This is a genomic window from Streptomyces sp. NPDC059917 (assembly GCF_042730635.1).
Lineage (GTDB): Bacteria > Actinomycetota > Actinomycetes > Streptomycetales > Streptomycetaceae > Streptomyces.
In genome coordinates this window covers 1-7,920 of the sequence record NZ_JBHWLC010000156.1, presented here as the reverse complement: position 1 = coordinate 7,920, position 7,920 = coordinate 1, and the positions used below count along the sequence as shown (strand labels likewise).

At 75.5% G+C, this 7,920-nt stretch carries 5 protein-coding genes; all 5 read left to right on the top strand.

Features of this window, described 5'->3' with window-relative positions; translation table 11 throughout:
* Positions 1 to 588 precede the first annotated feature (588 nt).
* The gene (locus ACFWAR_RS38815; protein ID WP_385788274.1) at positions 589 to 1,815 is read left to right on the top strand and encodes a helix-turn-helix domain-containing protein; all 1,227 of its coding nucleotides are present in this window, start codon (positions 589 to 591) and stop codon (positions 1,813 to 1,815) included.
* A 98-nt stretch (positions 1,816 to 1,913) separates the two neighbouring features.
* A complete protein-coding gene (locus tag ACFWAR_RS38810) occupies positions 1,914 to 2,876 on the top strand; it encodes an SRPBCC family protein (RefSeq protein ID WP_385788271.1) in 963 nt (320 codons plus the stop codon).
* Between the two features lie 63 nt (positions 2,877 to 2,939).
* Positions 2,940 to 4,379, top strand: coding sequence for a hypothetical protein (locus tag ACFWAR_RS38805; protein ID WP_385788268.1), 1,440 nt, complete (start codon positions 2,940 to 2,942; stop codon positions 4,377 to 4,379).
* Between the two features lie 26 nt (positions 4,380 to 4,405).
* Positions 4,406 to 5,311, top strand: coding sequence for a 4'-phosphopantetheinyl transferase family protein (locus ACFWAR_RS38800; RefSeq protein WP_385788265.1), 906 nt, complete (start codon positions 4,406 to 4,408; stop codon positions 5,309 to 5,311).
* Positions 5,312 to 5,633: 322 nt separating this feature from the next.
* A complete protein-coding gene (locus ACFWAR_RS38795) occupies positions 5,634 to 7,712 on the top strand; it encodes a condensation domain-containing protein (protein ID WP_385788262.1) in 2,079 nt (692 codons plus the stop codon).
* Positions 7,713 to 7,920: the final 208 nt, after the last annotated feature.

Sequence of the window (7,920 nt, the reverse complement as noted above, 5' to 3'; positions counted from 1 at the left end):
GGGGGGGGGGGGCCGGCCGCGGGGGGGGGGGGGGGTGGCTGGTGTTGCCTCCGGCGGCGCCTCAAACGCCGGCGGGGCTGAAATCGCTGGCGAGGGTGCCTGCGTGGGGTGGGGTGGCGGGTGCTTCGCCTGAGCGGGGCTGGGATCGCTGGCGAGGGTGCCTGCGTGGAGGTGGGGTGGCGGGTGCTTCGCCTGTGCGGGGCTGGGGGTGGCGCTTTTGGAGGCTGGGGTGGGGGTGGGGTCAGTGTTTGGGCCAGCCGATGTCTTCGTCCGATTGGGCGTCTTGGGGTGGGTCGATGGTGTCGTCTCCGATGTGCGGGAAAGCGGCAGCGGGGACGGCCGCGTGTGGTGCGCACACCGATGGCCTCATCGTCGACCCCCAGGCGTCGGAAAAGAGCAGGTCCCGGCCGGGTGCGGGGCCGGGTTCTGGAGAGTCTGCCTCGATCTGCTGGAGGAGCGCTCGAGGAACGGGTGAAGGTGGGATGAGGGGGACCGGCGAATCGTGGCAAAGGTTTGCCCGGGTGTTGCCAGGCGGCCTACGCTCGGTGCGGTTCTCCCGGCGACTCTCCTGCCCCGCTCACCCCAGGGATGCTCATGCTGCGACAGCCCGCGTTCGGACACCGCCTGAAGAAGTTAAGGATGGCCCGGGGCCTGTCCCAGACCGCGCTCGCGGGGGAGGGCATGTCGACCGGTTACCTCTCCCGGCTGGAGTCCGGTGCCCGCCAGCCCACCGAACGGGCCGTCACCTACCTCGCGGGCCGACTCGGCCTGGAACCCTCCGACTTCGAGGAGCCCGCGACCGGATCGCTGGCCCACGCGCTCACCCTCGCTGCGTCCACCGGTTCCAGCGACGCCATCGAGGAGCTGCGCCAGGCACTCGCCGCCGAGGCCCACGAGAGTCCCGTACTGCGCTGGCAGGCCCTGTGGCTGCTCGCGCAGGCCGACCGGTTGCAGGGGGAGCACGCGGCCGAACGCGAACGGCTGGGGCAGCTCGTCGCGCTCGGCGACGAGGTCGGCGTCACCGAGCTGCGCGTGCGCGGGCTGACCCGGCTCGCCCGCTGCCTGCGTTCCCTCGGTGACATCACCCCGGCCCTCGACGCGGCCGTCGAGGCGCACCGGCTCGCGCTCGGCGAGGACCTGGGCGTGGAGGACCGGGCCACCGCGCTGCTGGCGCTGATCTCCGTACAGGCCGAGGCGGGCCGCATCGGCGAGGCGCGGGCGCACGCCGACGAGCTGACCGCGCTGGTCGAGGGACGTTCGGACGCGCTGTGGGCGGAAGCCATGTGGACGGCCGCCGCCGTCCGGATGAGGCAGGGCGACTACCCCGGCGCGCAGGCCTGCCTGGAGCAGGCGCTCGAACGTTTCAGCAGCCAGGAGGACCTGGTGCTCTGGCTCAGGCTGCGCCTGGCCGCCGCCCGGCTGCACCTGCAGCGCCTGCCCGCCGATCCCGAACAGGCCCAGCGCCGGGCCGCCGAGGCGGAGGCCGCCCTCGCCTTCGTCGGCACGCCCGCGCTGCGCCAGGACCTCACCGCGCTCAAGGCCGATCTGGCCTTCGCCACCGCCCGGTACGACGACGCGCGCGCCCTGCTCGGCGAACTGGCCGGGGACGCGCCGAGGATGACCTACCGCGACCAGGTCCGGCTCGAGATGCTCCGCCACCAGCTGCTGATCCTCGGCGGCGACCCGGCCGGCATCCAGGGCCTGCGCACCCTGGCCCAACAGGCCCAGGAGGACGCCAACATCGACCTGGCCGCCGAGATCTGGCGCATGCTGGCCGACGCCCTGGCCGAGAGCAGCCGGTCCGCCTCCGCCTGAGCGACGCTTCTCGCGACGGCGGAGGCGGACCGGCTTGAGGAAGGTTCGAGTCGGGACGTGCACCCTGGAGGGCACCCGCAGAGGTGAAAGGGGCGTTCATGTCGTCGCAGCGTGTGCACGCGAGCGAGCAGACGGCGTGGGTGGCCGCCCCGGCCGGCGTGGTCTACGGACTGCTGGCCGACGCCGTGCGCTGGCCCCTCCTGCTGCCCTCCCCCGTCCACGTCGAGCGGATGGACTTCGACGGCGAACGCGAACGGCTGCGGCTGTGGGACGTCGCCGGTGACCGGGTCCGCTCCTTCCACGTCACACGGGTGCTGCGCCCCCACGCCCGCGCGGTCGATTTCGAGCAGGAGGACACCGCCCGGCTGGGCGCGCCCGTGTCCGGTACCTGGACCGTCGAACCGGACGGCGACACCGGATCGCTGGTGACCCTGAGCCAGCGCCGGACCCTGATCGGTCTGCCCGCCGCGGAGAGCGAGCGCAGCCACCGGGAGTGGCGGGCGGAACTGGACGCGCAGCTCGCCCACCTCAAGGAGACCGCCGAGCGCTGGGAGCGGATGGACGGGCTGTTGTTCTCCTTCGAGAACAGCGTGCACGTCCAGGGCTCCGCCGAGCTGGTCTACGACTTCCTCTACCGGATCGGGGACTGGAGCGAATCCGTCCCGCACGTGGAGTGGTCCAGCGTCGTCGAGGACGTGCCGGGCGTACAGGTGGCGGTCGTGGACACCTGCGCCGAGCCGGGCGGGCGGACGGTGTCCACGCGGGCGGTGCGGCTGTGCTTCCCCTCGGCCGGGCGGATCGTCTACAAGGAGCTGGTCACCCCCGAACCGATCGCCGCGCACAGCGGCGAGTGGTCCCTGGTGCCCGACGAGGACGGGGTCCGCGTGGTCTGCGCGCAGCAGGTGATGCTGAGCGAGGAGGCCGTCGGGCGGGTGCTGGGCGAGGGGACGAGCCTCGCGGAGGCCCGCAGGTACGTGCGCGGCTGGCTGGGGCGGGCGAGCGAAGAGGTGCTCGGACTGGCCAAGTGGCACGCACAGAGCGCCGTGCGCAGGTTGCGGTGACGGATTGTCCGAGATGACCCCACTTCGATGATCACGAACTCGTCGACGACAAGGAGCAGTTCGATGGCGCTCATCCGGTCCGGTCCCGTGCAGGAGCGTGTGGTCGAGCCGACCGGGCCCACCGGGGCGGTGGGGACGGGCCTCGACCGGCCGGTGCGGACGCGGCACCACGCGCTCGCGCACCCCTACGCGGCCCTCGCGCCCACCGTGGACGTCGCGCTGCGGGCGGTGCGGCTGGAGGCGCTGCTCTCCGACCCCTACGACGAGGCCAACCCCTACGGCTTCCACGCGCTGCGCGAGGGCACCGGGGGCCGGGTCGGCGGGGCGCAGCGCACCGCCGTCGAGGCCGCCGTGCGGGCCGAGTTCGTACCGGCCGCGCGGGGCGGACGCTTCACCGCCGCCGACGACCTCGTACGGGTGCTGCGCCCGCTGCTGCGCCGGGACCTGGCGCTCGGCCACGCCCACGGCGCGCGGGCCCTGATCGCCGCGACGCAGCGGGAGGAGCCGGTGCCCGAGCGGGCGGGGGAGTTCGCCGCGCTGCTCGGTCCGTCGGCGCTGATCGCCACCACGGGTACGGCGCTGCGCGCGGCGGTACGGATGGTCGCCGAGCGGGGTCGGACCGAACCGGAGGTCCGGCAGTGGCGGGGCCCGCTGGCCGCCGCCTTCGCCGATCTGCTGGCCTGCGAGGCCCTGGTGGCGGTGGGCCTGCGGGCCAGTGCGCTGCCGCACGGGAGCGGGCGGGCCCTGCGCGCGGCCGTCGGCTACGCGACCGTGCTGGTGGTCGGCGGGGTGCTGGACGAGCTGGAGCTCGTACTCGGTGAGTGCGGGCGGCCGGTCGACTCCCTGGAGCGGCGGATGGTGGCCGAACTGGCGGCGGACGCGTCCCGGTCCGGGGCCGGACCGACGGACGTCCGCGCCCACCAGAGCGACCTGGTGCGGGAACTGCCCGCGCTGGCCTGCGCCTTCGAACGCCGGTCGGACACCACGGGCGCCGTGCTGTTCCGGCTGGGCGAGGCCATGCCGGCCCGGAGCGTGCCCCCGGCGCCGGAGGGCGACGACACCCTCGTCGGCGTGCTCACCGGGGCCGCGGCCCGGCTCTCCACCGCCGTCGCGGGGGGCGAGGCGGTCACCGCGGCGCTGGCGCGTGTGGCGGGCCGACTGGTGAGCGAGCAGCGGGCACTGCACGGGCCGTGCCTGGCCGCCGCGCACGCGGGTCGCGCCGAGCCGACGGTACGGGCGCTGGCCGACCGGCAGGCGATGCTGCTGCTGGCGGCCGCCGTGCTGGGGGTGCAGGGGGCCGCCGCGGGGCGGGGCCTGTTCCTGGGCGGCGAACACTGGCCGCTGCTCGCCGCCACGCGGATCGCGACCAGACTCGGCATCGGTCCCGGCGGCCCGGGCGGGCCCGCGGACATCGAGGCGCAGCAGCGGGTGTGGGCGGAGTTGGACGGGCGCGACCGGCTCGGCGTCGACTGCGACCTCTACGCGACCCGGGTGCTGTGGTGAACGCGGCAGGGGTAGGGGCGTCGGCGGTGGGGGCGGAGTACGGGCCGGGGTCCGCGCCGCTGGCGGTCGCCGGGCCCGACGGGCCGTGGGACGAGCTCGGCGACCGGCTCGACGACGAGGGCCGGGCGGTCGTCTGCACCACCTGGGGCCAGTGGCTGACGGCCGCGCTGCTGGATCCGGCGCTGCGGCCGCTGCTCGGGCACGACTGGCCGCGCTACCGGCAGGGGCCGACCGCGGCGGGGCGGATGCGCTTCGCGGTGTCCCGGCTGGTCATGAAGTACACCGCCGCGAGCGCGCTGAACGTGCCCGTGGACACCCTCGACCTCGGGTACCGGCCCGGCGGTCGGCCCGTGCTGCGCGGGCTCGGCGGCGAGCTGGAGGTGAGCCTGGCGCACACCGACGAGCTGATCGTGGTCGGGGTGAGCCGGACCGGGCCGATCGGGGTGGACGCGGAACCCGCGGCGCGGGAGATCTCCTTCGAGCTGCTGCGCGAGCACGTGTGCACCCCGGCGGAGGACGCGGAGCTGGCCCTGCTGCCCGAAGAGGAGCGCAGGGCCCGGATGCTGCGGCTGTGGACGCTGAAGGAGGCGTACACGAAGGCGCTCGGGCACGGGATGCGGCGCAGCTTCGCCGGTTTCGGCTTCGTGATCGAGCCGATGGGGCCGATCGGGCCGGGGGCGGGCGGGGGTGCGGCGCGGGCCGTCCTGGCCGAGGTGCCGGGGGAGTCCGGGGACGGGGACGCGCGGGAGGGGTGGACCTTCGCCACGCATCCGGTCCAGGGGCGCTATCTGGTCAGCGAGGCGCACCGGCGGGTGCGTTCGGGCGCGGTGCCCGTGGCGGCGCCGGCGGACTCCGGTTCGCGGCGCGCTGCAGGGCCACTTGAGGAAAGGGTCCCCGAACCGACGGGCCTACTACGCTTTTTGGACCGGTAACCTCCGGCCGGGCCAAGGGAAGGCGTACGCCGTGAAGGCAAGGGGACTCGCCGCAGCGCAGCCCACGCACAGTCCGAGCCCGACGCCGATGTTGATGCCGACGAAGTCGCCTGTGCCGACGCCGAGCCCGATGCCGATGCCGATGCCGACGCCGGTGTTGGTTCCGGTGTTGGTTCCCGTGTGGATGTCCGTGCCTGCCGCCGTGGGCGGGGGCGTGCCCGTGCCGTGTCGCGTCCGGGTCGGGGGCCGTCGTGCCGGTCGGGTCGGATAGGCCGGGCTTCCTCCAGCTCCCGGTGGCGGCCGGGGGAAGGCCGGGACGGGGATGACCGGTGCATCGGGCCCGAGGAGCCCGGGGCCGGTCCTCGCCGTGGTGTGCGAGGCGGGGCGCCGTACGCCCGGTGGCGCGCTCGTCTTCGGCGTGCGCGGACTGCGCGACGACGCCGACGCCGAACTCTTCGCCGCGCGGATCGCGGGGCGCCACCGGGAGTTCCAGGTCACGCTGGAGTGCCACGGGCCGGGGCGGCACACGCTGCGACTGGTCCCCGGGGCGGGGGCGGCCGTGGACGCCGGGGGCGGGGCGGGCGCCGAGCTGCTCGCCGATCTGCTCGGCCCGCGCGCGGGAGCCGGTGAACCGGTCGCCCTGGCCGGTCACCAGCGGGACCTGCTGCGGGAGGCGGTCACCCGGCACGGCGGCCCCGACCGGCACATCGAGCAGCTGCACTGGAACTGGTCGGGGCCCCTCGACCCGGCGCGCTTCGCCGCGGCCTGGCAGTCGGTGGCCGACCGGGAGGTGGTGCTGCGGGCCGCCTTCGACTGGACGGTGGTGGCCCGGCTCGTGCTGCACCCGCGCGCCGACGTCGACGTCGTCCACCGGGCGTACGGGGAGACCGGCTGGCCCGAACTGCTCGCGGCCGACCGGCTGCACGCCTTCGCCCTGGACCGGCCGCCGCTGCTGCGGCTGACCCTGCTGCACGGGCGGCCCGCGGAGCCCGTACGGGTCCTGCTCACCTACCACCGGGCGCTGCTCGACGAGCGCGGGGTGCACCTCCTGCTGCGCGAGTTCTACCGGGCCTACCTGGCCGGCGGGGTGCTGCCCGGCGGGGAGCGCCGCCCGGACCTGCGCGACCACGCCGACTGGCTGGCTCGGCAGCACAGCGAGGGCGCGCGCGAGCTGTGGACGCGGACCGCTCCCCCGCGCCATGCCGCGACCGCGGTGGGGCGGCGGGGCGCCGACACCCGGCAGAGCGGCTCGGGACGCCAGCGTCGGCGGCTGGTCGAGCCGTACAGCTCCGGACTGCGTTCCTGGGCCGCGGCCCGCGGGGCCGGGGAGAGCAGCGCGCTGCACGTGGTGTGGGCGCTGCTGCTGTACCGGGCGGCGGGGGTCGCGGGGCCGTTGCGGGTGAGCTTCGGCGTGCAGCTCGGGCCCCGGGACATCGCGCTGCCGGGGGCGGCGGGGATCCCTGGGGTGCTCGGGCATCCGCTGCCGATGACGGTGCGGGTGGATCCGGCGGCGCCGCTGGCCGAGCTGCTCCAGCAGGTGCGGGACGCGATGCTGGACCTGGCGGCGTACCCGTGGGTGTCCGGGGACCGGATCCGGGCGTGGATCGGGCGGGGTGACGGCGAGCGGTTGACCGACACCGTCGTGTCCTTCGACGCTCGGCCCGAACTCCCGCCGGGCGTGCGGGCCGAGCTGGAGGCGCAGGGGATCGGGGTGGACGAGCCGCGGACCGTGGCCGGTGGCAGCAGCCTGCCGATCACGCTCAACGCGCGGCACGAGCGGGGTGGGGCGCTGGCCCTCAGCGCGGTGTACGACCGGGCGAGCGTGGCCGACGAGGACGCGTCGGCGGCGCTCGGTCAGTGCCTGGGGCTGTTGCGGGCGCTGGCGCAGATGCCGGACGCGGGGACGACGGTGGGCCAGGCGTTGGCCCTGCTGGCGCACGTCGAGGTGCCGTCCGTGGCGCCGCACGCGCCGCTGCCCCGGCGGGTGACCGTTCGCACGCTGCGGGTGGGTGGGGCCGGGGCGGACGTGATCTGCCTGGTGGCCGTGCCGGGGGTTGCGGCGGGGGCGTACGAGCTGTTCGCTCGGCGGCATCGGGGGCCGGAGACGGTGGTGGCGTTGTGGGCGCCGGGGGTGGGGGTGGGTATGGGTGGGGTTGGAGGTGTGGGTGGGGGTGTGGGTGTGGTGCCGTCTGTGTTGGACGGGGTGCTGGTTCCTGGGGGGCGGTTGTTCCTGTGCGGGTGCGGGCCGGGGGCGGGGGTGGCGCAGGCGTTGGCGGGGGCGTTGGTGGCGGGGGCGGTGGTTCCTCTGGTGACGGTGGTGATGACGGGGGTTGCGGGGGCGGAGGCTACGGCCGATGCGTTGGTGCGGGCGTTGGAGGGGGTTTCGGTGCCGGTGCGGTAGGGCTTCGCCGGGTGGGTGGGGGTGGGGTGCCATGGTCGGCTGGGCCTCCGGGGCGCCTCAAACGCCGGCGGGGCTGGGTTTGGTGGCGCGTGGATCGGCGGCGGATGCCTCGGTGGGGCTGGGATGGGTTGGTGTGTTGAACGTATGCGGGCCCTCCGGGGGCGCCTCAAACGCCGGCGGGGCTGAGAGTGGTGGCGCGTCGTTGGTC

Coding starts and splice junctions, on each gene's coding strand:
- ACFWAR_RS38815 (WP_385788274.1), top strand. CDS start 589: ATGCTCATGCTGCGACAGCCCGCGTTCGGACACCGCCTGAAGAAGTTA.
- ACFWAR_RS38810 (WP_385788271.1), top strand. CDS start 1,914: ATGTCGTCGCAGCGTGTGCACGCGAGCGAGCAGACGGCGTGGGTGGCC.
- ACFWAR_RS38805 (WP_385788268.1), top strand. CDS start 2,940: ATGGCGCTCATCCGGTCCGGTCCCGTGCAGGAGCGTGTGGTCGAGCCG.
- ACFWAR_RS38795 (WP_385788262.1), top strand. CDS start 5,634: ATGACCGGTGCATCGGGCCCGAGGAGCCCGGGGCCGGTCCTCGCCGTG.